Below are 26,544 nucleotides of genomic sequence, written 5' to 3'. Positions count from 1 at the left end.
TGCTACTTGCGGGTATAACGATGCTTCACCCCAATGGGAAAATATTCTGCATCACCAGATGGAGCTAAGGCAATCTGTGGCATTTGATATTCTCTTGGAACGTAGTTAGCAAATTCGCTATTCAGACGTAGAAGTTGCGAGAGAATCGAAGATGCGATCGCAACTCTTTTATCTTCGCTTGCTTCTACCCCAGGTGCTAACTCCACAACTACAGATAATAATCGGTTCTTGTCTGCATCTTCTTTGACTTGTAAAACAAATTTACCTGTTACCCATTCGGGAATTGGCGATCGCTCTAGTCCTACCGTCACATTTTCTGGATAGATATTTGCACCAAAGTAAGAAACTGTAAAGTTAGAACGTCCGAAGATATAAACAAAAGGTAGTGGACGAATTCCTCTAGTGGGCTGAGTGTCAACGCAGATATGTTCATCTTTGAGTGGGTCGAATCCCCATTCTGCCAAAAACTGAAGCATGGCATCGTAACTAACGATCCCGCCTGTATCTAAGATGTTGTAACGTACCAAGGGGATGCCATTGTTTCCTGAAAACAGCAATGTGCCATCCTGCACTTCAAAAAACCGACTGATGGGATCGTACTGTACCAGTGTTGGTAAGCGAGATTCCCCAAATAAAGCTCTAGCTGCATCAGGATGTTGTGCTAAAAAACGGCGAATGCAGATACTTAAAGGTGTTTCATTACCCAATACACCCGCATCAGCAGTTCCATAAAGTGATGCAAAGTCGTAGCAAGGATTTTGCGAACCCATCCTTTCACCAACCAAACTCCGCCATTCTTCACTAAATACCTCTCCCGCCATCACTAACTTGATATGATATTGCTGCCACTGCACACCACGAGCAATTCCTGTATCAATTACATCTTTGAGAAAAGGCGGGTATCCCAACAAGACAACTTGGTCAAATCCTAAACCAAGTTCCTGTACCGCACGCAATATTTCTGCTTTATTATTACCAGGAGTAATGACAGTAATCGGGTAACCTTTGCTGGCAAGATAGCGACAGCAATTGGTAGTAAACATTCCACCTACCCATGTACCCAAAGTAAAGCAAATCACTGCTAAAGTGCGTCTGGTATCTGCATAAAAACTATCGTGAAAAATCTGCTCAAAGCGTGTAGCAATTTGGAGTTCATCTGCGAAGAAACGGGGCCAAAATGTGGGTTTACCTGTAGAACCGGAGGAAGCCGCTATCATGTCGCATTCTGATAACTGCCCATTGCGGCACAAATCAGCTAAAGGATAACGCGAGATATAATTATCTTTGGCGATCGCTGGTAAATTTTGAAAATCCGCTAAACTCTGGATAGCCGCCGGATCGATTTTCTGTTCTGCCAGAAAAGCTTTATAAGCTGGGACATTAGCAGCCACATCATGAAATAAAGCCAAAGCTGCTGATGCCGTTGAAGTTTCTAGATGCTGTTGTAGTAGCGTTTCTAGAGGGGTAGACAAAAAATCACCAAACGCTGTAATTGCTCTTTGCTGTTGTGATTTCCAGTTCATAATACTTTTTCCCAGAATGCGGCAAATTGCGATCGAGTAGTCACTATATCGAAAAATTATCTTCCCAACTCAAATTGTTCAGCATACCCAAAGTATTCAAAATTGGCACAATAAGAATAATCTAAGACTAGATTCCGAGGACGAGCGAGGTCAGTAATAATGCTAAAGTCTGTTGCTAGACAAAGGTAAAAATTGCAAAAATTTCTGTAAATGGAACTTTAGCTCTTGTAGCAATTTCTAAAAACCTAGTTTATCCTTCACCGCCATGCAGGTCTATTGCACTAAACAACACGTAAATAATGGCAGTAACCGTTTTTGTACTCACTGCGGTGAACCCTTGCCTCTTTCTGTAGGGCAGCTTGTGGATAAACGCTACCGAATTATACGTCAATTAGGTCAGGGTGGTTTTGGTCGTACTTATTTGGCAGAGGATAAAAATAAATCCAGCCAACAATGCGTATTGAAAGAATTTGCACCTCAAGTACAAGAACAGCAAGATTTACAAAAAGCTAAAGAGTTATTTGAGCGAGAAGCAAATGTGCTCAAAAAACTCCAACATTCCCAAATCCCCCAGTTTCACGCCTCGCTACAAGAAAAGTTAGGGGGTAGAGATTTTTTCTTTTTAGTACAAGACTATATAGATGGTGATAATTATCGTCAGTTATTAGAACAGCGTCAAAGTCAAGGGCAGACTTTTAGTGAAGAAGAAGTACTGGCATTATTGGAAAAAATCCTACCTGTACTGTCATACCTGCATTCTAAAGATGTAGTTCACCGCGACATCTCTCCCGAGAATTTGATTTGGCGGCGTTCTGATAATCTACCAGTATTGATTGACTTTGGTGGCGTGAAGCAATTACCGGCTTCTCAAGGTTTTTGGTTTACCCAGTTGGCTGTAAATCATACTTTGTTGGGGAAAAAAGGCTATGCTCCCGAGGAGCAACTACGCCAAGGTAAAGTTTTTTTTAATAGCGATTTATATTCTTTAGCGGTAACAGCTTTGGTGCTGCTAACAGGTAAGGAACCGCAAGCGCTTTATGACAGTTACCAAGGAATTTGGCTTTGGGGAAAAGAAATAAAAATCAGTACCAAACTTGAAGCAGTCTTAAAAAAGATGTTGGCTTATCAACCTAATGCTCGCTACCAAAGTGCTAATCAAGTTTTGAAGGAGCTACCGTCAACAATCTCTACTCAACCCCCAAATCCTTACATTACCAAAATCAAAACAATGGTGGTTGCCCCAGGACGCAAACAGACTCATCAAATTATCAGTAAAATCCACAGTAAGACGCAATTGATAGCTAACAAAATACCTCTTCCTGCTTGGATGCGTCCTTTTGCTGTCAGTTTGGGGGGAACGGCTGTAGTAGTTTTAATTGGCGCAGGTAGTTTTGCTGTGGTAAATGGTATTATTCGCGGTGTATCGACAATTTCTCTACCAAAAATCCCATCAATATCAATTCCTACAAGTAAACCAGTTAGCGACAAAGGAACAAGTCGCATCACCCAAATTTTAAGTCGCCGCCAACAACTGGAAATTCCGGAGGGATTTTTCATCCGTATGGTAGATAATTTGTTTTATACACAAAAACCAGAATTACAAGGACGCAGCCTTACCTCCAAAGCAGAAGATGCAGGATTACGGGACGAATGGTCTGTTATTGCCGAAAACTTGTTACAGAAATTGGAACAGGCTAATCTTAGCCCAGCGGCTCGTCGTAAACTAGGAAGCTACTCTCAGAGAGATTATGATACCTGGAGGCGACAAGCACAATCTGGACAGTTTGGTAAATATACGCTAAACCAATTAACAAAAGATACATACGAAAAATTTGATCGCTTGTTTCCCGGGCAGCCGCATGGGAAACTGAATCAACAAACTTACGGTCAGATTTGGTATGCGATCGCAGCCGATCAAGTAAGTAAGGTACAATCTGGCAACTAAGGAGCAAGGGAGATGGGGAGCAGGGGAGACAAGGGACAAGGGAGACAAGGGGGACAAGGGGGACAAGGAAGAAAACTTTTGACCCTTGACTAATGACAAATGACTAATGACTATTAACTAATTAATATGCATCCTGTCTATTGCTCCAAAAAACACGAAAATCCCGCAGGTAGTCGCTTTTGCCTGAATTGCGGTGAGAAATTATTAGATACGCCTGTAAGTTACAGTATCCAACCAGGCCAAATTTTAGGCGATCGCTATTTAATTGTGCGTCAAATTGGGCAAGGTGGTTTTGGGCGGACTTATTTAGCTGAAGATATCAACCGTTTCCGCGAACTTTGTGTTTTAAAAGAATTTTCTCCCCAAGTTCAAACAGCTTACGTTTTACAAAAAGCTGAAGAACTGTTTCAGCGAGAAGCTAGTGTTCTCTACAAGTTGCAACATCCCCAAATTCCGCGCTTTCGCGAAAATTTCCGCATCAACTTGGATGGTAAGGAATACCTGTTTTTGGTGCAAGATTATGTGGAAGGGCAAACTTACAACTCTTTATTAAATACCCGCCGACTGCAAGGTTCGCGGTTTACAGAGGCGGAAATCAGGCAGTTATTACAGCAAATTCTTCCTGTTTTGGACTATATCCACTCTCTAGGAGTAATTCATCGGGATATTTCTCCAGACAATTTAATTCTCCGCAAGCTCGATCAACTACCAGTATTAATCGATTTTGGCGGTGTCAAACAAGTAGTAGCAACGGTAGCTTCTCAATATTACGAACCTGGTGTAGTTGGAGCGCCACCAGCTCCAACTCTACTTGGTAAGGTGGGATTTGCACCTCCAGAACAGATGCAAACTGGTTTGGTATCTCCCCACAGCGACTTATATGCTTTAGCGGCAACCATGTTAGTTTTACTGACAGGAAAGCAGCCGCAAGAATTAATTGATACTTACACTCTCAGTTGGCAATGGCAACAAGAAGTTACTTTGAGTCCAGCTTTGGGGCAAATATTAAATAAAATGCTATCGCCAAGACCGGGCGATCGCTACCAATCGGTGCGCCAAGTTCTAGAAGCGCTCAACCAGCCAGAGACTGTAGGTCATGTACCTACGCAAGCGCCTACTCAAGCTCCGACTCCTCCCACCACATCTGAAACTATTGCGATCGCTTCCCCCCGTTATCCATCTCCCCCAGTTGCGATCGCTCCCCCTCCGCCTCAACCCATAAATTCTTGGACACCAACCAAAACCTTCCTAGTTGTACTAGTAACGGCGGGAATTGCAGGAGTAGGCTTGTGGGGAATAAATAATGTAATTCAATCACGTTCTGGTGGAGACGATGGCGGAATTTCACCCTCACCAACACCTACTCCCACCACTACCGCACCTCAGTATTCCCCAGCAGAACAGCAACGCAAAGACAGATTGAGCGCTCGCCGTCAACAGTTGGGTATAGATTATAACTTTTATATTAACTTGGTAAATCAACTCTTCTGGGAAAAAAATCCCAGTTTAAAAGGACGGACTCTCAGCGATCGCCCCGAAGATGAAAGTTTGCGAGCAAAATGGGATCAAGAAGCAGCAGAAGTATTAGACAAACTGGCACTACTCAGTACAAAAGCACGTCAGCAACTTGGAACTTACACATCAGCAGAACGCGATCGCTGGAAAGTTGAAGTTAACCAAATTAATGTCGGTAGTCGTTCTTTATACGATCTGGGAGATGCTGCTTTCTTCGCCGCATTTCCCACCCAGCGTAACAAGGATTTTGCCAATCAACCCATTGGACAAGTATGGTACGGGTTTGTCAGCGACAAACTGAGTGCGATTTTGGCTGGTAGTGCTTTTCAAAAAATCGTCTTTGACCAAGGTGCTACAAGTAAAACAGTCAGTGGTACTCTCAGCCCTGGTAATGGCAAAGTTTTTATTGCTGGACTTGCCAAAGAGCAATCTTTAGAAGTAAATCTCAAAGCCAATTCTAAAGTTTTGCTGTCAATTTATTCGCCTTCTGGCAAAATCACATTTTTGGAAGATTCTACTAAACGCAGTTTGTCAACCAAACTACCTGAAAATGGATTTTATGAATTTGTTGTTGTTTCCACAGCATCACAAGCAGCAGATTATCAACTGAGCATTGTAGCCCAAACGCCTGCCCCACCCTCGCCGACACCAACTGTCACCGAAACTCCTATACCTACACCTACACCTACGGTGACAACAACGCCATCACCATCACCAACAACTACGCCGACACCGACACCGACATCGACACCCACGCAAACACCTTAGAGTACTTCGCGTTTAGTAGAGTGTGGGTGTTCTAGGGCAATTCTTAGCGAGTTTTGTATCACTTTGGCTTTTAATCCAAAATCTAAAATCCAAAATTGGTATCACTACCTGAGATGCGCGAGTTTTATAATCAAGTTGATCCGTTTGTTCGACAATATTTAATTGTTGATGAGTGAAAATTTGCCTGACACACTCTACAATTTCAGGTTAATGTTTTCAGATATCGACTCAGTAAGAGTTTTCGGGTATTATTCGTGACCAAACAAGACCAAAAACCTTCTCGTTCTTTCGCTGGAATTGCTGGCATTGTTGCCGTAGCTACCTTAATTAGTAAAATCTTTGGTTTAGTACGGCAGCAAGCGATCGCTGCGGCTTTTGGTGTTGGTGCTGCTGCCACTGCCTATAGTTATGCCTACATTATTCCTGGTTTTTTATTAATCTTACTCGGCGGTGTAAATGGACCATTACACAGTGCCATTGTTAGTGTATTAGCCAAGCGCAAGCAAGAAGAAGCAGCGCCTCTTGTGGAAACAGTGACAACCTTAGTTGCTGGAGTGCTGTTACTAGTGACGGTGGCGCAAGTTGTGTTTGCGGATACGATTGTAGATTTCGTCGGTCATGGTTTAAAAGAAACCACCAGAGCGATCGCTATTCAACAGATCCGCATCATGGCTCCAATGGCTTTATTTTCTGGTTTAATCGGTATTGGCTTTGGTACGCTCAATGCGGCCAATCAGTATTGGTTACTCTCCATTAGCCCATTACTATCCAGTATTACCGTTGTTGCAGGCATTGGAATTTTAGCTCTGCAATATGGCAAAGACATTATTCTGCCAGAATATGCTTACATCGGTGGCATGATGTTAGCTTGGGGAACTCTAGCAGGAGCGATTCTCCAATGGTTGGTGCAGTTAATTGTGCAATGGCGGTTAGGGTTAGGCACATTAAAGCTGCGGTTTGATTTTAAATCTCCTGGCGTTCAAGAAGTAATTAAAATTATGACTCCGGCAACCATTTCTTCTGGAATGATGCCAATTAATGTTGCCACAGATCTTTACTTTGCCAGTCCTATTCCCGGTGCAGCGGCTGGATTTAACTATGCCAATCTTCTAGTGCAAACTCCTTTAGGGATTATTTCTAATATTATTTTGTTGCCCCTATTACCGATGTTTGCCAAACTTGCTGCTCCAGAAAATTGGCACGATCTCAAATTACGCATTCGCCAAGGATTGCTACTAACTGCCTTTACTATGCTACCTCTAGGAGCGTTGATGGTAGCTTTATCTGTCCCCATCGTCCAAGTAGTGTATGAGCGCGGTGCTTTCAAGCAAGAGGCTACAGAGCTAGTTTCTTCGTTACTGATTGCTTATGGTATTGGGATGTTTGCTTATTTAGGGCGTGATGTTTTAGTCAGGGTATTTTATGCTTTGGGCGACGGTCAAACACCTTTTCGCATTAGTACTTTTAATATCATTTTGAATATTGTACTAGATTGGTTTTTCGTTAAACCTTTTGGCGCTCCTGGTTTGGTATTAGCAACAGTAGGCGTTAATTGTAGCTCCTTGTTAATGCTGTTATGGTTGCTCGATCGCAAACTCAATGGTTTACCTTGGCGTGAGTGGAGTCTGCCAATTATCGGTTTAACTGCTGGTAGCATAGTGTCTGGAGTGGCTAGCTATGCTGCTTTGGTAGGTTGTCGCCAGGTGTTAGGTAAAGAAAATTTACTGATTCTGCTGTTAGAGTTATCTATTGCTGGCTTAGTAGGAATTGGTGTTTTTGCTATCTTTGCCTCATGGCTGAAGATACCGGAGATAAATACTTTTATATCTCGTATGCGTCAGCGCTTTTTGAAGAAATAGGTGTTGTGATAATTGCTATTAATAGCCATAGATTAAAACCCTATGGCTATTAGCTAAATTATTTTCGAGAAGGTTGGGAAAAGTAGAAAGTACTACTTCAGTTCTCTTGGTTTATGTAAATCAATCTTTTTCATAGAATGCTTCCCTTCTGCCCAAACAGTAAAGCCATCTCTTCAAAAAAATTTCCGCAAATTCTTAGCGCATCATCTTGGGAAGTAGTTTCTATCCCAGGGTCTATATACAAGTGGCAGAATATTGACTCTTGAGAATGAGGGAAAGCTTTCAGAAACTTTATAAAGTGTTACCTGTACATAGCGAGTTACGGAATTTACAGATGACTTCTCAACAAGGAAGCAAGAACAAACAAAGTGAAACTGCCTCTAAAAAAGAAGGTACAACAGCAACAAAAACCAATGAAAACAATAACTTGGAGCTAGATTCACTTTTTGAGGCTCTGGAGGGAGATTTAACTTCTCTAGATAATGAAGCTGCTGTTAGTTTAATTGACCAGTGGTATAGTTCTTTGCACAAAGCCAAAGAACCAGAAATCAAAGAAATTGCTAATAGTCTCAAAAACCTCAAGCAACTTGTGAAAAGTGGTAAAGCCACAGGTCATGAGATTGGAGAAGTACTCATCGAAATTGGCGAACAAACTAGCGACTTGGGTTCTGAGGCTGATAAGGAACTGAAAACTCCTTTGCAGAGATTGGGTAAGCAACTCAGCAAAATCGGTGTTTCCTTGGGTAAACAAGAAGACCGCGAGCAAATTGAACAAATAGACTCGTTGTTAGAAACTCTTGAAGGAGACTTGACAGAGATTGAGCCAGAAGCAGCGCAAGGTGCAATCGATACGTGGTACACCTTACTGCACAAGTCTGAGAATGAAAATCTCCAAGAAATCGCCAATGGATTGAAAGAACTTAAGCAACTGTTGAAGCGCAAAACTGCTAAAGGTGCAGACTTTGCACAAGTGCTGACGAAACTAAGCGAACAAACCGAACAAGCTGGTGCTGAAGCAGCAAGAGGATTTAAAGGACCACTTAAAAAGCTAGGTAAATTACTGAGCAAAGCTGGTCAATCATTAGCCGAGTAATTAAGCTTAATAAAAATCTCTCGTAGTAAGGACTTTAGTCCTCAATAACAGGACTAAAGTTTTTACTACAAACTTCTTAATTATTAGAGCATAATCAAACCCAGCCTGACACCAACAGTTACAGCCTCAGTACGCGTAGAGACAGCAAGCTTTTGGAAAATAGATGAGATATGAAACTTTACAGTATGCTCAGAAATCTGCAAGTGTTTAGCGATCGCTTTATTACCTAAACCAGAACCGAGCATTTCTAATACTTCAATTTCTCTTGGTGTCAGAGTTTGTACGGCAGGAGCCACTACTTTTTCCCGCATCGGCAGTAACTCCAAAAAATCCGGATGTAGCACTACTAAACCATCTGCGATCGCTATGACAGCAGCGATAATTTCTGACTCTGTACTGTCACCAGGTAATATACCCCGAACACTAGAACGTATAGCCGTTTCTAAATTGATGCTTTCTGGTTCCTCTGCAATCACAAGAAATCCTACAGGGTATTGCTCCTCTTGAAAAAGTAGCAATTTTTCCCAGATTGATGATTGCGAATTGCTACCTAAATCTAGCAGCACTACATCAGGTTGTAATTGCCCAACTTCCCCGATCAAGGTATCCAAGTTGGATGCACTCCCGACAACATTCATCTGGGAATTGCTATTCACAACAGCTGATAAACCTGCTCGCACCACAGGAGAAGTAGCAACTACCATCACCCGGATCATGTTGCCTCCACCGCAGTTTTCCCACTCTGCAATTCAACATAAACAACAAGTTGCTGACCGCCACGCCAGAGTTGTAACGGTAATGATTCCCGATCTTGGCTTTGTTGCAGATATTTGCCCAGGTCATCGCTTTTAGTGAATAATTGACCCGATACGCCAATTAAGACATCACCAATTTTTACACCAGCCTTCGCAGCCGCACTGTCACCAAGGACAGACAACACTAATAAACCAAAGTTGCGTTGACCTATTAGCACAGGTTGCAATGTTACTCCCAGTTGCGGACGACTAGGAGCAAGCAGAAAGCGATTCACAGCTAAACTGGGGATGGCTACAGCCAAACCGTTAACAACCATTGTGTTAATCCCTACAACTCGACCGAGACAGTCGGCTAGCGGTCCCCCAGAATTGCCAGGATACAGTCGGATATCTGCCATAACTGCTCCCTGATGACGAGTATGGATAATCCCTGCGGTAACTGCTCCAGTATCAGCAAACGGATTACCCACCGCCAAGACTAACTCACCTACACGCAGTGCATCAGAATCACCAATAGTTGCAGTGTTTAAGTCAGTGGCAGTAATTTTCAGAGCAGCTAAATCTTGCTGTGGGTCGAAGTGGGTGCGCACAGCATCAAACACTCGTCCATCGGCCAATTCCACCTTTGCTTTGTTGTTAATTGCAACATGAGCGTTGGTGATAATTAACCCATCATTTTGCCAGATTACACCAGAACCAACTCCTTGAGAATTGCTTTGAACTTTGACCGTGCTGTGGCGTAACTTAGCAGCTAAAGTTGCCAATTCATCGGTGAGGTATGTAATTTTTGTAGTCATATTCCCTTCTGCCCGGTTGTTGAGCGTAGTCGAAACACAGCCTGCTTCCTTCTGCCTTAATTAGTTAACGTGAATGGGATGAACCTCTCCTACCATGTCTCCCTCTTCTGTGATGAGAGAAATCATTGGCTTTTTCCGCACGTTCTGGACGTGGGGACTGCTCAAATGGTCGTTCGCCAACTGCGATCGCTAACTCAACTAACACTCCACCCCGCACTACTTGCATGGGAACAGTTTTACCGACGCGATCGCTACTATTAAGCAGCGCCATCACATCAGCTGTATCACTCACAGTTGTGCCATCGAATGTGACCAACACATCCCCAAGCTGCACACCTGCATTGTCCGCTGGGCCAGCAGACTCGACATTGACAACAATCACACCAGTAGCAGCAGTTAAATTCAACGCTGTTTTAAGGTTATCCGGCAAGCGTACAGGTTGCATTCCCACACCTAGATAACCCCGGGCAATGTGTCCTTTTGCTATCAATTGATCGATTACACGATTGACTGTAGCCGCTGGAATAGTTAAAGCTGTACCGCGCCTTCCTGATGTGTTCATGCCTACCACATAACCAGCCGCATCTACAAGCGGACCACCTGCAAAGCCTGGGTAAAGGTTAATATCTGGGCGGATGAATTGGTCGATATTACCACCACTCATACTCCGCCAAGCACCACTGATCGCACTCACAGCACCCATAGCCGCCCGCAACTCGCCTTCGTTGCTTCTAGCTATTCCTAGTACTAAATTACCGACTTTCAGTGTTGTCGCATCGCCAATTTTCGCCACAGGGGTTTCTACATCTGGGAGTTGGAAAACAGCTATATCAGTGCTAGAGTCATGCCCCAAATGTGTAGCAGCGACAGAACGCCCATCTGATAAAGTGACGGTGATTTCGTCATAACGCTGAAGCGACTCATCGGAAGTAACAACGATACCATGACGCCAGAGAATCCCACTTGGGGAGATGCGTGTACCAGCATTCACTGCAACCACAGCACTTCCAGCTTGTTCTACGGTATCGGCTAAACTGTTAGACAATTCTAGTAACGAAGACATTCAATTTCTCCACAAATTTTCTGAGATGCTCATATCCTGCCTTGTTTTGCTGATACCTGGCATCGGAAAATTGGGGAGAATCTACCCTAGAAAAATGGCTAGTATCGCCGCACAAAAGTCAAAATAGTTTTATTATTAGCTGTTGCAACAATAAAACCCTGTCTCAAATCTTCTTTGCGTCTCTGCGCGAGACAAAAAAATCAACGCCGAAGCCAACCACATACCCAACGCCATAACCGACGCAACCATCCCCAAAAGCTATGACGGCGATTTATTCACGCCTTCAATACTTTCTACCTCTTTTGTTGGCATTCCCATTTTTGAAATGCGCGATCATGGCTCTTAAAATCTTTGCTTAGTAATAATTACAGGAATTTAGTAAGTAATATTTGCTGACTTACTTGGTTATTACTTCATTACTTAAAAGTAAATAACTGAGCATAAATGCTTAGAAAATAATCTATAGATTAAAACAGCATGGTGTGCCTAAAAGGTAGCCCTTCATCTATATATTCAGTAAACCTCCCACGCTCACACAACAATATCCCTTTTAAGAATGAGCAAAGGTTCCTACCTATTCAAAGAATATTAAAAAATTCTGTTGACTTATAAAAATCTGTATGCAACTATATTGATGTAGAAATTCTTGTTAAATTAATTATTCATAAATACTTCAATCGCAACCAACATATAACTATGTTTTAGGCGTTGCTGATTGCAAGTATTAATTAGCCTCATGCAGAGGCGCAGAGAATAAGAGTCTGAGAGATTAAATTTTTAAATTTAATACTCATATTAAGCAACGCCAGTTTTTCGGCCCTTCGTATCGAAATTGTATTGGAGTATCTTATAATTCTGCATTCTAATGCAAACATTGTGAAAACCCAAAATAGTGTCTTAGTTAGCTCGTAACTAAGACCCAATGAAAATATGCATTTTTATAAAATTTCCAGTTATGAATTTTCATACATTGTCTTGAATGCTTATTGTAACAGCAGTTTCTGTTCAATTCTGTTGAGCTTTGGAAAAATTAAGTCACCAAACAAATTATGCAAGAAATTACATGTATCAGGGTGGGATACGGTCGTGTTGCTCAAATACATGAAAGCAAAATGCAAGAGTATGGGGTTAAAACCGTTGCTATTGTTGAAACAAATGAGCAAAAAGCATTACAGGCCCAACAAAAGGGATTTATAGTATTTAATACCTGCTTAGAAGCAGCAAAACTTAACCCAGGTTTTTGGGACATTTGCGTTAGTACAGACCAACACTTTGAAATAGTAAAAGAGATTATCAAAGTTGCGCCAAAAGCAAATATTCTTGTAGAAAAGCCTATCTGTTTATTTTCAGAAATATCCGATTTTAAGAAAAAATTGTTAGATTTTCAGGGGAAAATCACAGTAAATGAGAATTATGCCTCATCCATTATTAAAGATATTGTGAAGAAAAGTGCTATTCAAGATTTGCATATTACTCCCAAAAAAATAGTTGTTGAATTTACCAAAAACCGAGAATTAGATTTCATAAAAGGTCGATTTATCGACAACGACCTAGGAGCTCTAGGCTATGAAGGTTCTCACATGGTAGCACTTGTATCTGCTCTGCTTGCAGAAGATATGCCCCATAATATTTTGGAAACTGAATTTAATGATTTTGTTTTTCAAGATTCTCAGCAGTATCTAGATAATCAAGGCAGTGCTTACATTCGCTATAAATCATCTTCAGGAGTAGAAATAGAATTATATACTTCCATGATGGGTAAAATCAAATATAACTATCCTCTATTTTTTACTGATGACATTCCTCATCAAGATCAAGAATCTAAATATAGAATGCTTGCTTTACATGGAAGTGATTGTCACAACGATCAATATTGCGTTGTAGGTTTTTTAGAGCCTATTAATTATTTCAATCGTTGTCAGGGAGCAGTTTATGTTAGTAAAAATGGCAAGATAGAAAAAATTATTGCTCCTATTTGTGATGACACAATGATGCTACATTTTCAGAAAACTCTGAGCTATTTTCAAGGTAAAGCAGAAAATCCTTACTCAGCCGAAATGGGAATAAAAATTGTGCAAATCTTACATTCTTTAACTACTAATATGCGTAATTCTAAGTATCTTGTAGCAAGTTAAGGCTATATAAAGGCATGACAAATAGTTATTTTTAGTATGAAATCAAAGGTCTAAAAAGCCTCCTTAAACTCCTCACAATTTTTACTTAGATGCTTCTTTCTGTACATATTTACCTGACAAAGTTTATAAACATTTTCTAAAACTTTAGTAGCTCAGACTTCATGCCACAAGTAAAGCATTTTGATGTAATTATTATTGGTACAGGTGCAGGTGGCGGGACACTTGCTTACGCTTTATCTCTTCTGGGTAAGGATATATTACTGATAGAACGAGGTGGATACTTGCCACGAGAAAAAGATAATTGGGATACCCGTGCAGTTTTCATTGATAAGAAATATAGATCTCAAGAAACCTGGTACGACGAGAAAGGTCAGGCTCATAGTTCACCTACTAACTACTGTGTTGGTGGCAACACTAAGTTTTACGGTTCAGCCTTAATGCGCTTTCGTGCCGAAGATTTTGGTAAACTCGTACATCACGATGGTATTTCCCTAGCTTGGCCACTCAGCTATGAAGACTTTGAGCCTTATTATACGCAAGCTGAGTATCTTTATCACGTACATGGACTGCGTGGTGTTGACCCTACAGAACCACCTGCGAGTTCGCCTTATCCATATCCGATGGTAAGCCATGAACCTCGGATACAAAAACTTTTTGATGATTTCTGTCAGCTTGGCTATCAACCATTTCCTTTACCATTGGGAATCATGCTAAACGAAGCAGATTTACAAACTAGCTCTTGCATTCGCTGCAATACTTGTGGTGGATTTCCTTGCTTATTAGCAGCTAAAGCTGATGCTCATACTGTTTGCGTGCAACCAGCATTACAAAATGCTAATGTGACGCTGATTACTGATGCATTTGTACAGCGCTTAGAAACCAATGCTTCTGGTCGTGAAGTGACCAAAATCCATGTAGAACGCAACGGTATTTTAGAGGAGTATTCAGCTGCCATTGTAGTAGTTGCCTGTGGTGCTATTAACTCAGCGGCATTATTATTACGCTCGGCAAACGAGAAACATCCTCATGGTTTAGCTAATGGTTCGGGTGTTGTAGGTCGTCACTATATGCGCCACACTAATTCTTCCTTTATCGCAATTTCTCGTGAACCTAATCCTACAGTATTTCAAAAAACTTTTGGATTAAACGACTTTTACTTTGGCACTGATGATTGGAAATACCCTATGGGTAATATTCAATTACTTGGCAAATCTACTCCAGAGCTACTAGAAGCTGAATTACTGCCTTCAATGCTAGGAATTACAGAAGATACTATTGCTAAAAATGGGATTGATTTCTGCTTGGTAACAGAAGATTTACCAGAACCAGACAATCGGGTGACTTTAAATAGTAAAGGAGAGATTACTCTGAGATATGCTGTTAATAACTTAACAGCACATAAACAGTTAATTAACAAATTTGAAGGTATGTTAAGCCAAATTGGATGTGAAGATTATCTCATACCTTCTTCATTATATGTTGGTAAAAAAGTTTCTCTAGCAGGTATCAACCATCAATGCGGTACAATCCGCTTTGGCAATGATTCCCAGACTTCAGCACTTGATATTAACTGCAAAGCCCATGAACTAGATAATCTTTATGTAGTTGATGCTAGTTTCTTCGTTTCTAGCGCAGCAGTTAATCCAGCATTAACTATTATTGCTAATGCCTTACGTGTTGCCGACCATTTAAAAGATCGCTTGCAATAAGCAGCAAAATACTTAGATTATTGCTTCTACCAGTGATATAAATATGGTTTTTCAAGAAGATAAATCAACATTACCCTCTGTCAATCTGGCATCTTTAGAGATGCTAAATTTAATTACTAGTTATCGAGTAACCCAAACAATTCATGTTGCTGCCAAGTTAGGAATAGCGGATTTACTCAAAAATGCAGCAAAGAGCAGTCAAGAATTAGCAAATGAAACTGCTACTAATGCTTCTGCTCTCTACCGAATTCTCCGTGCCCTTGCCAGTATAGGAATTTTTCAAGAAGTTGAGCATGATTTATTTGAATTAACACCTTTAGGGCAATCGCTACGTAGCGATGTTCCTGGTTCGATGCGTGCTTGGGCAATGATGGTAGGTGGAGAACACCATTGGCAGCCTTGGGGAGAGTTACTTCACAGTGTACAAACAGGTAAACCTGCTTTTGATCATGTTTTTGGGATGGGGCCGTTTGAGTATTATAACCAAAAGCCAGAAGCCGGCCAGACTTTTCAGTTAGCTTTAAGTGGTCTTACCCAAATTGTTAATTCTCAAATTGTTACTAACTACGATTTTTCATCAATTCGGAAAATTGTTGATATTGGTGGTGGACAGGGCAGTTTACTAAGTGGGATACTTGAGACAAATCCAGGAATTCAGGGTGTACTTTTTGATCAACCTTCAGTGATTGAAAAAGCTACTCCACTCTTTAAAAATAAAACTGTTTACAAAAGGTGTGAACTTGTTGCAGGTGATTTCTTTGATTCTGTACCGACAGGAGGAGATGCATACATCCTTAAGCATATTATTCATGATTGGGATGACGAAGGTTCAGTTAAAATCCTCAGAAATTGCCATAAAGCTATGTCTGAAGATGGTAAGTTGTTAGTTGTTGAGATGGTAATTCCTGATGGTAATACACCTTTCTATGGCAAATTTCTTGATATTGAAATGCTAGTGGGATATTCGGGCAAGGAACGTACTGCTAATGAATATCAAAAGTTATTTGCTAAAGCGGGTTTTCAGCTAACGCATATTTTTAGAACAGAGGCTTTAGTAAGCGTGATTGAAGGTGTTCGTGTTTAATAGTTAATTTATTAAATTTCTCAAACAAAATGATCCAAAAAATTGCTCAACCTCTCTTATTTAGCTCTATGAGCAGACCTAAAACAGACGGTAAGCCAGTTTGGGATGTGATTATTGGTTTACACACATATCCAACTGTCCTGGCGGCCCATGAGCTAAAACTGTTCTCACTCTTGGCAGGTAAGGAGCTTACTCTAGAAAATATTTGCGAAAGCCTCAACCTTACCAATCGGTCTGCTAGTGCAGTTTTATCTATATGTACATCTTTGGGATTGATTGAATTTAAAAATAACTACTATAGTCTTACCACTGTAGCTCGTGAGTACTTACTGGAAACTAGCCCAACTTCTTTTTGTGGCTATTTTGATCTAATGATTGCTAATGCAGCTTCATTCTCTTATGAGGGCATTAAAAAAGCTATTTTGTCGGATAAAACACAAGTTTACAATGGTGAGGATATTTTTGAGGTTCACGAACAAAAAGATGAAATAGCAAGGAGTTTTACACGAGCAATGCACTCTGCCAGCATTTCTGCTGCTTTAGCATGGCCTGAAACTATCAACCTGAGTGGCTATAGACAGATGCTAGATATTGCTGGTGGTTCTGGTGCTCATTCTATTGGTGCAACCTCAAAGTATCCAGATCTCAAAGCTACTGTTTTAGACTTAGCACCTATATGTGAAGTGGCGCAAGAGTTTGTGATGCAACAGGGGTTACAAAGTCGAATCGGTACCCAGGTTGGCAATATGTGGAAAGACTCTTTCCCTGAAGCTGATTTACATTTTTATTCTCTGATTTACCATGATTGGACGCCCGATCAATGCCGCTTCTTGACAAAAAAAAGCTTTGATAGTTTGAAGCCTGGTGGACGCTTGATTATTCATGAATGGCTATTTAATGATGAGCGGACACAACCACTTTCTACAGCAGCATATAACCTAATCATGCTCCTTTGGTGTGCCGGAGGACAGCAATATTCTGGGTTGGAACTATCTACTATGCTGGCAGAGGCTGGTTTTGTTGATATTCAAGTTCTACCAACTTTTGGCTATTGGAGCATTGTGACTGGTCAAAAACCTAAATAAATTCTTGAAGCTGATAGTATGGTCGGTGCTACTGCAATTTTCTTAGCCGTTGATCTAATTATTGCTGCATTTGCTGAGTTTTTGTTAGGAGTCGTGGAATAGACTGTATATAAAGGGTTGCACAATACATTGGTAGTGTAGTTGATCCCACCAACACGCACATACTCCAGCACAACTGAAGTTATTGTGGAAGCGATCGCACGCATCTGTTCTCTCTGCTTTAGTAATAGGTTTATGATCTACTAAATCAACGTCTCGCATCAATAGGTAGATAAATTGTGTGCATCTATAAAGTTTCAAAACAGTGAATGTCCCAGATTTTTAAGTTTCCATTTCATGTATGCCTCAATTGAAGGGAAATATTGAATGATGCCATCTAATCCTTCCGGTCTCCCCTGGAGATAAGCCTCTAAATAAATAGAATCCTGCATTTTGGGCAAAAACCCAGCATCGCGATCTCGACAACCTTGTTGATAACGAATTTCTCTTAAATGATTAAGCATATAAATAAATCCATCCGTTAAATATATATCAAGCTTCTACTTCTACTCTATGCATTCCGCATGATAGTAGCAAATACTCATTTTTTTCAAACTGATAAATACAAGTTATTGGTATTCTAAAATTTAACTGATGAAAAATTTTACGCTCTTAACCAAGCAGAGCGCTCATTAACTTTTAGCAAAACCTAAATAGCGATCGCCTCATCTTATTAACAAATGTAAAGACGTAGTATGCTACATTTTGGTCTCTAGAATAAGTCCAAAGTTATGAGAAAAAACTTCATAGGATTACTACTTGGCGGAGTTGTTGTCAGCTTAGGACTGTCGCCATTGTTAGTTCAAGCACAACAGCAAATTTCTGATGCCCAAGTTGCGGCGATGGTAGAGGCGCTGCGACAAGCTGCACCGCAAACAGGCTCTCAAAACGATGGATTTTATAGCCAATGGCAAGTAAAACCAGAAACCCTCAAAGGGTGGTCAAAATATTGTCTCAAAAAAGAACTTACACCGACACAGTTTGAAAACAGCCCCGTGACAGCACGCTATGTTGTGTCTTGTATCACGCGCCGTGAGTTAAACCAGCAGTTTCTAGCTACCAAAAATAATGAAACTGCGGCTGTGCGCGGCGTAGCTTGTTGGTGGATGACTGGAAGTTATAAAGGCTGTGATAGCGGCTTCACTGCTACCTATGTCCAAAAAGTTCTCAACTTGTACCAGCAGCAGCGTTCAAAACCAGCGGCTAGTTTATCACCGCGATCGTAAGCTTTTCTAAAATTAGAGCAGTCTGGAGCGCACATACTGAACTGGCGTTTCAGAGGCCTACGATTATACCAAGAGCGATCGGCATCAATATATTTAATTGCCGATCGCACATCCAATGTGAACTTTTTGAACAATTATTTCCTAGCAATTACCCAAACTGCGTGAATAATTCCGGGAAGATAACCGAAAAAGGTCAAGATGATATTAATCCAAAAATCTTTGCCTATACCTACTTGCAAAAATACACCTAAAGGCGGTAGAAAAATGGCAGCTAAAAGACGAATTAAATCCATGTAAACCTCCTGTTAATCTTAATAGTGAGCAGACTTTTAATGAATTAATTTAAAACTGCTCAGATATCTTTGAACATCTCAAAGATAACATTAGCTCATTTGCTCAGTGCTGCTCGTGGTTCCAGGCAAATTTAGTCACTAACCGCCACTGATTTTGGCTTTATAACCAAGCTTAGTCAAAATCTCGACAATTTTTTGCTTATGATCGCCTTGAATTTCAATTTCATTTTCTTTAACTGTGCCACCCGTACCGCATTGGGTTTTTAGCTGTTTGACTAAATCGTCTAAGGTTTCGGGTTTAGACTGAAAACCACTAATTACAGTGACAGTTTTACCTTTACGTCCTTTGCGGGTAGCTTGCACTTTGAGATTTTGCTGTTGCGGTGGTAATTCGAGATTGGGTCTTTCCAAAGCAGGCGAGTTATCGTTGCCAAATTCGCGATAGATAAAACGTTTGTCGGAAGAATTGGAAGAAGACATAAACTTTAATTAAGAGTCTAGGGTCAAGGGTTAAGGCTAAAGTGTCAACTTGGATAGGGATTCTAGAGTAAATGCCTAGGTTTTGCGATCGCACTTCGTATCCTATACGGCTCAGACTTTTCTATAATTAAGTTCGTCCCGTCATAGAAATCAGTCCGTGACTACCACACCCATCTCTCCAAGTTCCCAATCTACTGCTCAAGTTCCCGATACACAAGGACGCTTTGGACGCTTTGGCGGTAAGTACGTCCCGGAAACATTGATGCCTGCGCTTGCTGAACTAGAAACAGCTTATCAGCAATATCGCAATGAGCCTGAATTTCTAACAGAACTCCAACAACTGCTACGAGACTATGTAGGACGTGCTACGCCTTTGTATTTTGCGGAACGTCTGACTGCTCACTATGCTCGCCCAGATGGTACTGGCCCGCAAATTTATTTAAAACGAGAAGATTTAAACCACACTGGCGCTCACAAAATTAATAATGCCCTTGGTCAAGTGTTGTTGGCAAAGCGCATGGGTAAGCAGCGGATTATTGCAGAAACTGGTGCTGGACAACATGGAGTAGCCACGGCTACTGTCTGCGCTCGTTTTGGGCTGGAGTGCATAATTTATATGGGCGTTCATGATATGGAACGCCAAGCTTTGAATGTGTTCCGGATGAAATTAATGGGAGCCGAAGTGCGTCCTGTGGCTGCGGGAACCGGAACTCTCAAGGATGCCACTTCTGAGGCTATCCGGGATTGGGTGACAAATGTAGAAACAACTCACTACATCCTGGGTTCGGTAGCGGGTCCCCATCCTTACCCAATGATGGTACGTGATTTCCATGCCGTGATTGGGCAAGAAACTCGCGCCCAAGCCCAAGAAAAATGGGGCGGTTTGCCAGATATTCTCATGGCTTGTGTGGGTGGTGGTTCCAATGCAATGGGGCTATTCTATGAGTTTATCAATGAGCCGTCTGTACGGTTAATTGGAATTGAGGCGGCGGGAGAAGGCGTCAATACTAATAAACACGCAGCAACCTTGACAAAAGGACAGGTTGGTGTTTTGCACGGAGCGATGAGTTATCTGCTGCAAGATGAAGATGGGCAAGTAATTGAAGCCCACTCAATTAGTGCGGGGTTAGATTATCCCGGTGTAGGCCCGGAACACAGCTATTTGAAAGATGCTGCTCGCGCTGAGTATTACAGTGTGACAGATGCCGATGCTTTGGCAGCATTTAAACGATTGTCCCAGTTAGAAGGAATTATCCCAGCACTGGAAACATCTCATGCGATCGCCTACTTAGAAACCCTTTGCCCCCAACTTACTGGTAGCCCCCGCATTGTGATTAACTGCTCCGGACGTGGTGATAAGGATGTACAAACTGTAGCTAAGTTTTTAAATCCTGCCTAGTTGGTTGAACTGGGAATTGGAGATTGGGGATTGGTCATTTTCTCCTTCCAGTTCCCAAAACCGTCCTAAATGCTTGCGATCGCCAATCCAATTGATAACTTATCGCAAGTGCTACTTATTTATACTTACGGGTTTCAAAAATAATTTGTATCCGTCTTAGCAGTCTCAACTAAAGCTAGATGGAATTACTGAGACTTTTGCAGAGAAAATTTATATTTGATGAACTATGAGGACAGATAATACATCTATCTCATGGATTCATGATGGAATTCAGCACGATCAAAAATAGTATTGCCTCTTGGCGGATATAGGCTTTAACAAAGTTAGAAAGGGAATAAGAGAGGCTGCGTTCAAATGAGAGTTCTAACTCACCCTTAAATGAAAAAACTACACCTGTGAGAGGAAGACAAAAGGGATAAGGGAAATTACCAATAACTTTTAATTAAAATCCTGAAGGGGTGACAAAGCGGCTGAAACCAAGAAAATAGAGAAGTGTGACCGTTTTGGGGTAAAAAAAGATAGGTCAGGTATTCTCAACAAGACCTATCAAATGATAATGTTACCTAAATTCTACCAAAACTGCTTTCAAAATCTACTAACACCCGCGCAGTACAAGATGCTAGAAATCTTGCTGATGCTATTGCAATTTCATAAAACAGTGACGATTGAGAAACTAGCAACAGTATTTCCACAACCGATAAGATTTGAAAGCCGGCGGCGGAGTATACAAAGATTTTTACTGCTACCGCAGTTGTCGATTCCATATCTGTGGTTTCCCCTGCTCAAACGATGGGTAAAAAATAGTCTTAAAGTAGGAGATAAACGGCTAATATTTGCGATTGATAGAACCCAATGGCGTTCACAAAATGTATTTGTTATTAGTTTAATTGAACAAAAAAGAGCAATACCTGTGTACTGGCTATTGTTACCTAAAAAAGGATGTAGCAATTTGGCAGAACAGAAAAAATTAATTCGGCCACTATTGCAGTTATTTAAGGGATATCAAATGCTGGTACTGGGAGATAGAGAATTCCACAGTATAAAACTAGCAAATTGGTTACATAGCAAGGGCATTGACTTTGTATTACGTCAGAAACAAGGCACCTATATTCGGCAAGAAAACCAATCACACCAACGCTTACAATCTTTGGGGTTAAATCCTGGTATCTCCTTCTTCTTGACGGGCATTCAAGCGACTAAACAAAAAGGCTTTGATAAGTTTAATCTTGCTGGATATTACAAACGTAAGTATCGTGGAGTTGTTGAGCCTGCTGGCTGGTTTTTATTAACTAACCTTGATAGTCTCAAAGATGCCATTAAAGCATTTAAGTTACGGAGTGGTATTGAAGCAATGTTCCGTGATTGTAAGACTGGGGGGTATAATCTCGAATCTACTTATGCTGATGGTCAACGTTTGATAGCACTGATTTTATTAATTGCTATTGCTTATACTTGTGCTGTTTTAGTTGGTCGTAATTCTCGCTCCTCTGGGCTACAAAAATATGTTGGCCGTCTCAAGGATTTACAACGATTGCACCGCCGACATAGTGCTTTCTGGATTGGTTTGTATGGTCAGTTATGGGTAGGAGCAATGGAATTTTGGGCTGATTTAGCTCATGAATTGATGCGTTTGAAGCCCAGCAAACTGCCCTATTTTCAGCAAGGTCTACGGGCTATGACTCTTGTCCAGTCTGCTTTATAACTTCTTTGTCACCCCTTCAGATTAAAATCATCAATAAATTAAGTTTTTAGGGAAATACTTAGTAACATCACTGGCATACATAAATGTGTATGCCAATTTTTTTAATTAAAAATGTAGTGCCCGTGACATTTGTCTAGGGGATACTACATTATCTTTTTGAAATATTCAAAGAATTTTCATATTAGGAGGATAAGCAAACGTATCTTGAGATCAATTGAATCTGTCCTAGCATTTAATCTTGGAGGTGATTACTTATATTTACTGTAAAGTATTTGCAAAAGTTTTTTAAGTTCATCAATCTTTAATAGTATCCTAGTATTTCTTCTTAGAAGAATACGGTAGAGTAAAAGTCTTATAACTCTATACTTAAGTAATTTCCATGTTCCGACAAACTGCTTTTGGCATAGCTTTAAGTACGCTTGTCCTTGCCAGTGGGTTAACAACTGTTCCTGTGCCAGGTCACAGTTCTACAAACAAACCTACTCATAATAAACCGTTATCGATTCCCTCAAATCAGGTTGCAGCATCAACTACTGCTTTTAACACTACTGCTCTAGAAAAATCAGTTTTTGACAAAATTAATCGATATCGTGTTTCTAAAGGTTTGTCAAAGTTGAGCATCAATGCAACTATCACTCGGCAGGCAAGAATTCATAGTCAAAACATGGCTAATGGTAAAGTTCCATTTAGCCATCAGGGATTTAAACAGCGAGTAACTGCTCTCCCAATTATCTACAACAGTGCTGGAGAAAATGTTGCTTTTAACCAAGGATATAGCGATCCCGCATCAGAAGCTGTTACTGGTTGGCTTAATAGTCCCGGTCATTTAAAAAACATCAAAGGAAAGTATAACCTCACAGGAATTGGTGTCGCTGCCAATAAACAAGGTGAAGTCTACCTCACGCAAATTTTCTTGCAAACAAACTAGATTTTTAGCGGTTATTCTTTGGATGCAATATGCGGTAGAGTTACAAAAATTTTGTGCCTTGACAAAAAATCTGTACTCCCCGCAATTAAAAATGGCTAGAATTTCTGATTTTTTTGCACAATAATAATGTAGTGTCTAATAGAAACTTCTTCTGTTGGATACTGCATTTATTCTTGAGTGATTCATGACATTACAAGATTTTCAGGTAAGCGATCGCGACCTTAGTGACGTTGCCCTATCCCAGTATTTAAAATCAGAGGCGATCGCGGTTGATACAGAAACAATGGGATTGTTACCGCAGCGCGATCGCCTTTGTCTCGTGCAACTGTGCAACCAAGAGGGTGAAGTAACTGCAATCCGCATCGCCAAAGGCCAAACCGAAGCACCAAACTTAAAAAAACTTTTGGAAGCTGTAAATGTCTTGAAAGTATTTCACTTTGCGCGTTTTGACATTGCTACCTTGCGCTACAACCTAGGAATTACCGTTCAGCCTATTTTTTGTACCAAGATAGCTAGTAAATTAGCTCGTACTTATACAAATCGTCACGGATTGAAGGATGTCGTGCAAGAGTTGGAAAAAGTAGAGCTGGATAAAAGTGCTCAAAGTTCTGATTGGGGTAACGCCGATAATTTATCAGTGGAACAGCTAAGTTACGCTGCTAACGATGTTCGCTATTTACTCAGCGTGCAACAGAAGCTGATTGCCATGCTAAAAAGAGAAGAACGTTGGCAAATTGCTCAAGAATGTTTTCAAGTTCTGCCAACAATTGTATCTTTAGACTTATTGCAATTTAAGGATTTATTTGAACACTAATTATTTGTGCTCAAACAGGAGTCATTAGTCATTAATTGTAACCTCAAGATTAATGACTAATGACTCCTGACTAATGACTCCTGAAAAAGTTTAATTTATACTTGTTTTTTCTGAGTTTCTGTGTGTTCTTGCATCCGAGAGACAACATTATAGTCACCAGGACCAGGAGGAGTGAGTGCTTCCACAATCCCTTCTGTTGGTCCACCAATAGCCTTCCATGCAGCAAGACCACCTTTTAGCTGAGATACATGCTCAAACCCAGCAGAACGAAGAGATTGTACAGCTTGGCTAGTTTCATCTTCATTGGCACCGTAAATATAAATATCACGGCTTTTAGCCAAAGATGATGTTGCTCGATTTACCAGGTCCTCTGTGGGCATTGACATTGCACCCATAATGTGACCTTCATTATAGGTATCGCGATCGCGCACATCAAGTATTGTGAAAGCTGGTTCACCCCACTCTAAACGAGCTTTAAGTACATGAACATCAGATTGGGGTTCTATGGGTGGCTGTTGTGGAATGATATTATCTACTAGATTGTTAGACATAATTATCTCTTGCTGATTACATTAACAGCAATTTATCGAAAAATATAGCGTTATTTGCTCTTTCCCTGGTATGAAGATTATTAACCTCTCTCTTAGGATAGACTAGTTCATTTATTATTGAAAATCCACTTAGAACAAGTCCAAAAATTTTGAATTCCTGGCAATATCAGCTTTAACGCTGTGTTTTTTGGGGAAACGAATACGTCGAACTGCCTTCTGGCGTTAGCTCAGCACTGAACAAATTGGCAATTTTCTGCTATGTAAAGCCTGAGCTTATACTAATTTTTGCTGACAGCAAGTTTTGTGAGGTGACGTGTTTATCCTGTAATCATGCTTGAACCTGACACCACAGTATTTGGCGATTTATCAGCTTATTTGGAAAATTGTAGTCTTAAATACTGTCTATTTCTACCTATTATTATTTAAACTTAGAATTACTAAGATAAATTTTCAAATACACAAATAGGAGATAAATACAACAGTTAAATAAAAGTAAAATTTATTACAATTTTAATAAGTATATTGACTTTGTAATTTTGGTTGTAACTTTGAGAAATAGAGAAATCAGATTATTAAACTAACTCTTTGTTTTTGAGAAAATTTTAATTGATGAATAATTATAAATTACTAGGTAACTATAGAAGAGTGTCATATTCAATACTCAAATTTAAAACACATATCCAAGGATAATCGTGATAGTAATATAAAATTACCAAATCCATAAAAAAATCTATAGATTTAGGAAAAACTATAACAGTCAAAGCTTCCAGAAATTTATTCAGAAATTAAGTATAGCTAAGTCATACAGTAGTTATGCTTGGTGAGCAGCAGCGACTTTAAAATAATCATGAGGTTGATATATCAGCAGCCGAAGTAAAGGAGATACTCTCCCCAAAGATAAAGGTCTGAAAGCATACACAGAAGCTCTCAAGGCGCATAGCGAATTGCCACATAAACAATAGGCTAGAGATTTATGGTGATGGTTCCTGCTACTAATCCCAAAATTCTTGTTGTAGATGACGACTATGGCGTCCGCAATCTTATATATCGTTTTTTAAGCCGAAAATATCACATAGAGTCTGCGGCCGACGGGAAGACAGCGCTGAATTTATTCGAGCAATTTAATCCAGAGTTAGTAATTTTGGATTGGAATTTGCCAGATACTACTGGCTATAACCTCTGCCAAGAAATGCAACGTCGTACCAATGTGTTAGTGATGATCCTGACTAGCCGAACTGACGAAGCCGATAAAATCAAGATTCTGGGCGCAGGTGCTGATGATTTTATGAGCAAACCCTTTAGCCTAGCGGAAGTAGAACTGAGAATCCAAGCTTTATTGCGGCGTGTCCGCACGATCAACCCCTCAACTACACAACGTCTCGTCTTTCATCAGCTAGCAATTAACCCAGAAGGAAGAGAAGTGACACTTAACGATAAACCTCTATCACTAACCGCCCTAGAATTTAATATTTTACATTTTCTGGCCAGCCATCCGGGTCAAGCTTGGAGCCGCCCCCAGCTCATCCAAAAAATTTGGGGTTGTGACTATGTGGGAGATGGACGAGTAGTTGATGTGCATATTGGTCAGCTACGCAAAAAGATGGAACTAGATACCAATGTGCCAGAGTATATTAAAACTGTTCGGGGCTATGGTTATAAGTTTGAACCACCAGAAAACGGCACAGTTAAAAGCAATTCACAATGAAAATGTTAGAAGTTTTTCAATGCCCAGCTCGTTACACCAGTGATAATCAGGCCAATTTAGCTACTAGTAAGTATTC

The 26,544-nt window shown here is 40.6% G+C and carries 22 protein-coding genes; 14 read left to right on the top strand and 8 right to left on the bottom strand.

All coding sequences use genetic code 11. The features are described from left to right. Positions 1-2 precede the first annotated feature (2 nt). Positions 3-1,523, bottom strand: a complete 1,521-nt coding sequence (locus BV372_RS16585) for a phenylacetate--CoA ligase family protein (RefSeq protein WP_086687599.1) — start codon at positions 1,521-1,523, stop codon at positions 3-5. 265 nt (positions 1,524-1,788) lie between these two features. Here BV372_RS16585 and BV372_RS16580 point away from each other — a divergent pair, with 265 nt between their 5' ends. From BV372_RS16580 to BV372_RS16565, 4 genes are all read left to right on the top strand, one after another. Next, on the top strand, positions 1,789-3,468 hold the full coding sequence (locus BV372_RS16580; protein ID WP_086687598.1) for a serine/threonine-protein kinase: 1,680 nt from the start codon (positions 1,789-1,791) through the stop codon (positions 3,466-3,468). A 126-nt stretch (positions 3,469-3,594) separates the two neighbouring features. After that, positions 3,595-5,751 carry a serine/threonine-protein kinase gene (locus tag BV372_RS16575; protein WP_086687597.1) on the top strand — a complete coding sequence of 719 codons (2,157 nt, stop codon included), beginning with the start codon at positions 3,595-3,597 and terminating at the stop codon, positions 5,749-5,751. 254 nt (positions 5,752-6,005) lie between these two features. After that, on the top strand, positions 6,006-7,610 hold the full coding sequence (gene murJ / locus BV372_RS16570) for a murein biosynthesis integral membrane protein MurJ (RefSeq protein WP_086687596.1): 1,605 nt from the start codon (positions 6,006-6,008) through the stop codon (positions 7,608-7,610). Between the two features lie 334 nt (positions 7,611-7,944). Beyond that, positions 7,945-8,703 carry a hypothetical protein gene (locus BV372_RS16565; protein WP_256973267.1) on the top strand — a complete coding sequence of 253 codons (759 nt, stop codon included), beginning with the start codon at positions 7,945-7,947 and terminating at the stop codon, positions 8,701-8,703. 83 nt (positions 8,704-8,786) lie between these two features. On the opposite strand, the gene BV372_RS16560 is transcribed toward BV372_RS16565, so the two are convergent. The 3 genes from BV372_RS16560 to BV372_RS16550 all read right to left on the bottom strand — a co-directional run bounded on the left by BV372_RS16560 (position 8,787) and on the right by BV372_RS16550 (position 11,318). After that, positions 8,787-9,419: a response regulator transcription factor gene (locus tag BV372_RS16560; RefSeq protein WP_086687594.1), complete on the bottom strand. Its 633-nt coding sequence runs from the start codon at positions 9,417-9,419 to the stop codon at positions 8,787-8,789. Continuing rightward, positions 9,416-10,255 carry a S1C family serine protease gene (locus BV372_RS16555; protein WP_086687593.1) on the bottom strand — a complete coding sequence of 280 codons (840 nt, stop codon included), beginning with the start codon at positions 10,253-10,255 and terminating at the stop codon, positions 9,416-9,418. The genes BV372_RS16560 and BV372_RS16555 overlap by 4 nt, the downstream gene beginning before the upstream one ends. Positions 10,256-10,319: 64 nt before the next feature. Then, complete coding sequence (locus tag BV372_RS16550) at positions 10,320-11,318, bottom strand: S1C family serine protease (protein WP_086687592.1); 999 nt, start codon at positions 11,316-11,318, stop codon at positions 10,320-10,322. Between the two features lie 1,049 nt (positions 11,319-12,367). Here BV372_RS16550 and BV372_RS16545 point away from each other — a divergent pair. From BV372_RS16545 to BV372_RS16530, 4 genes are all read left to right on the top strand, one after another. Next, on the top strand, positions 12,368-13,453 hold the full coding sequence (locus tag BV372_RS16545; protein ID WP_086687591.1) for a Gfo/Idh/MocA family oxidoreductase: 1,086 nt from the start codon (positions 12,368-12,370) through the stop codon (positions 13,451-13,453). Positions 13,454-13,614: 161 nt separating this feature from the next. Then, positions 13,615-15,162, top strand: coding sequence for a GMC oxidoreductase (locus tag BV372_RS16540; protein WP_086687590.1), 1,548 nt, complete (start codon positions 13,615-13,617; stop codon positions 15,160-15,162). Between the two features lie 43 nt (positions 15,163-15,205). Continuing rightward, positions 15,206-16,246 carry a methyltransferase gene (locus tag BV372_RS16535; protein ID WP_086687589.1) on the top strand — a complete coding sequence of 347 codons (1,041 nt, stop codon included), beginning with the start codon at positions 15,206-15,208 and terminating at the stop codon, positions 16,244-16,246. Between the two features lie 68 nt (positions 16,247-16,314). Next, on the top strand, positions 16,315-17,331 hold the full coding sequence (locus tag BV372_RS16530; protein WP_256973266.1) for an acetylserotonin O-methyltransferase: 1,017 nt from the start codon (positions 16,315-16,317) through the stop codon (positions 17,329-17,331). 296 nt (positions 17,332-17,627) lie between these two features. On the opposite strand, the gene BV372_RS16520 is transcribed toward BV372_RS16530, so the two are convergent. Further along, complete coding sequence (locus tag BV372_RS16520; protein ID WP_086687586.1) at positions 17,628-17,834, bottom strand: hypothetical protein; 207 nt, start codon at positions 17,832-17,834, stop codon at positions 17,628-17,630. 267 nt (positions 17,835-18,101) lie between these two features. Between BV372_RS16520 and BV372_RS16515 the strand changes: the two genes are divergently transcribed. Further along, a complete protein-coding gene (locus BV372_RS16515; RefSeq protein ID WP_179198120.1) occupies positions 18,102-18,596 on the top strand; it encodes a hypothetical protein in 495 nt (164 codons plus the stop codon). 134 nt (positions 18,597-18,730) lie between these two features. On the opposite strand, the gene BV372_RS16510 is transcribed toward BV372_RS16515, so the two are convergent. Next, positions 18,731-18,889: a YqaE/Pmp3 family membrane protein gene (locus BV372_RS16510; protein WP_086687585.1), complete on the bottom strand. Its 159-nt coding sequence runs from the start codon at positions 18,887-18,889 to the stop codon at positions 18,731-18,733. A gap of 138 nt (positions 18,890-19,027) precedes the next feature. Then, entirely contained in the window at positions 19,028-19,369 is a 342-nt protein-coding gene (locus tag BV372_RS16505; protein ID WP_086687584.1) for a translation initiation factor, read from the bottom strand. Positions 19,370-19,526: 157 nt separating this feature from the next. Here BV372_RS16505 and trpB point away from each other — a divergent pair, with 157 nt between their 5' ends. From trpB to BV372_RS16485, 4 genes are all read left to right on the top strand, one after another. Further along, entirely contained in the window at positions 19,527-20,768 is a 1,242-nt protein-coding gene (gene trpB, locus BV372_RS16500; RefSeq protein WP_086687583.1) for a tryptophan synthase subunit beta, read from the top strand. Between the two features lie 616 nt (positions 20,769-21,384). After that, positions 21,385-22,470, top strand: coding sequence for an IS4 family transposase (locus BV372_RS16495; RefSeq protein ID WP_256973265.1), 1,086 nt, complete (start codon positions 21,385-21,387; stop codon positions 22,468-22,470). Between the two features lie 379 nt (positions 22,471-22,849). Then, positions 22,850-23,398 (top strand): CAP domain-containing protein, encoded by a 549-nt coding sequence (locus BV372_RS16490; protein ID WP_086687581.1) that lies wholly within the window; start codon positions 22,850-22,852, stop codon positions 23,396-23,398. A gap of 184 nt (positions 23,399-23,582) precedes the next feature. Next, positions 23,583-24,212: a ribonuclease H-like domain-containing protein gene (locus tag BV372_RS16485; RefSeq protein ID WP_086687580.1), complete on the top strand. Its 630-nt coding sequence runs from the start codon at positions 23,583-23,585 to the stop codon at positions 24,210-24,212. 95 nt (positions 24,213-24,307) lie between these two features. Here BV372_RS16485 and BV372_RS16480 read toward each other — a convergent pair whose 3' ends face one another. Next, positions 24,308-24,763 (bottom strand): rhodanese-like domain-containing protein, encoded by a 456-nt coding sequence (locus BV372_RS16480; RefSeq protein WP_086687579.1) that lies wholly within the window; start codon positions 24,761-24,763, stop codon positions 24,308-24,310. 973 nt (positions 24,764-25,736) lie between these two features. On the opposite strand from BV372_RS16480, the gene BV372_RS16475 reads away from it, so the two are divergent. Continuing rightward, positions 25,737-26,468 carry a response regulator transcription factor gene (locus tag BV372_RS16475; RefSeq protein WP_086687578.1) on the top strand — a complete coding sequence of 244 codons (732 nt, stop codon included), beginning with the start codon at positions 25,737-25,739 and terminating at the stop codon, positions 26,466-26,468. Positions 26,469-26,544: the final 76 nt, after the last annotated feature.

The organism is Nostoc sp. T09 (assembly GCF_002154695.1).
In the GTDB taxonomy this organism is placed as follows: domain Bacteria; phylum Cyanobacteriota; class Cyanobacteriia; order Cyanobacteriales; family Nostocaceae; genus Aulosira.
This window is presented reverse-complemented; position numbering and strand designations above follow the sequence as displayed.

Bases quoted from the DNA above. Each gene is read 5' to 3' on its own strand.
- BV372_RS16490 (WP_086687581.1), top strand. From the start codon at position 22,850: ATGTTCCGACAAACTGCTTTTGGCATAGCTTTAAGTACGCTTGTCCTT.
- BV372_RS16530 (WP_256973266.1), top strand. From the start codon at position 16,315: ATGAGCAGACCTAAAACAGACGGTAAGCCAGTTTGGGATGTGATTATT.
- BV372_RS16560 (WP_086687594.1), bottom strand. From the start codon at position 9,419: ATGATCCGGGTGATGGTAGTTGCTACTTCTCCTGTGGTGCGAGCAGGT.
- BV372_RS16475 (WP_086687578.1), top strand. From the start codon at position 25,737: ATGGTGATGGTTCCTGCTACTAATCCCAAAATTCTTGTTGTAGATGAC.
- BV372_RS16555 (WP_086687593.1), bottom strand. From the start codon at position 10,255: ATGACTACAAAAATTACATACCTCACCGATGAATTGGCAACTTTAGCT.
- BV372_RS16550 (WP_086687592.1), bottom strand. From the start codon at position 11,318: ATGTCTTCGTTACTAGAATTGTCTAACAGTTTAGCCGATACCGTAGAA.
- BV372_RS16540 (WP_086687590.1), top strand. From the start codon at position 13,615: ATGCCACAAGTAAAGCATTTTGATGTAATTATTATTGGTACAGGTGCA.
- BV372_RS16565 (WP_256973267.1), top strand. From the start codon at position 7,945: ATGACTTCTCAACAAGGAAGCAAGAACAAACAAAGTGAAACTGCCTCT.
- BV372_RS16545 (WP_086687591.1), top strand. From the start codon at position 12,368: ATGCAAGAAATTACATGTATCAGGGTGGGATACGGTCGTGTTGCTCAA.
- BV372_RS16585 (WP_086687599.1), bottom strand. From the start codon at position 1,523: ATGAACTGGAAATCACAACAGCAAAGAGCAATTACAGCGTTTGGTGAT.
- BV372_RS16505 (WP_086687584.1), bottom strand. From the start codon at position 19,369: ATGTCTTCTTCCAATTCTTCCGACAAACGTTTTATCTATCGCGAATTT.
- BV372_RS16520 (WP_086687586.1), bottom strand. From the start codon at position 17,834: ATGCTTAATCATTTAAGAGAAATTCGTTATCAACAAGGTTGTCGAGAT.
- BV372_RS16485 (WP_086687580.1), top strand. From the start codon at position 23,583: ATGACATTACAAGATTTTCAGGTAAGCGATCGCGACCTTAGTGACGTT.
- BV372_RS16510 (WP_086687585.1), bottom strand. From the start codon at position 18,889: ATGGATTTAATTCGTCTTTTAGCTGCCATTTTTCTACCGCCTTTAGGT.
- BV372_RS16535 (WP_086687589.1), top strand. From the start codon at position 15,206: ATGGTTTTTCAAGAAGATAAATCAACATTACCCTCTGTCAATCTGGCA.
- BV372_RS16495 (WP_256973265.1), top strand. From the start codon at position 21,385: ATGCTAGAAATCTTGCTGATGCTATTGCAATTTCATAAAACAGTGACG.
- BV372_RS16575 (WP_086687597.1), top strand. From the start codon at position 3,595: ATGCATCCTGTCTATTGCTCCAAAAAACACGAAAATCCCGCAGGTAGT.
- BV372_RS16580 (WP_086687598.1), top strand. From the start codon at position 1,789: ATGCAGGTCTATTGCACTAAACAACACGTAAATAATGGCAGTAACCGT.
- BV372_RS16515 (WP_179198120.1), top strand. From the start codon at position 18,102: ATGAGAAAAAACTTCATAGGATTACTACTTGGCGGAGTTGTTGTCAGC.
- BV372_RS16480 (WP_086687579.1), bottom strand. From the start codon at position 24,763: ATGTCTAACAATCTAGTAGATAATATCATTCCACAACAGCCACCCATA.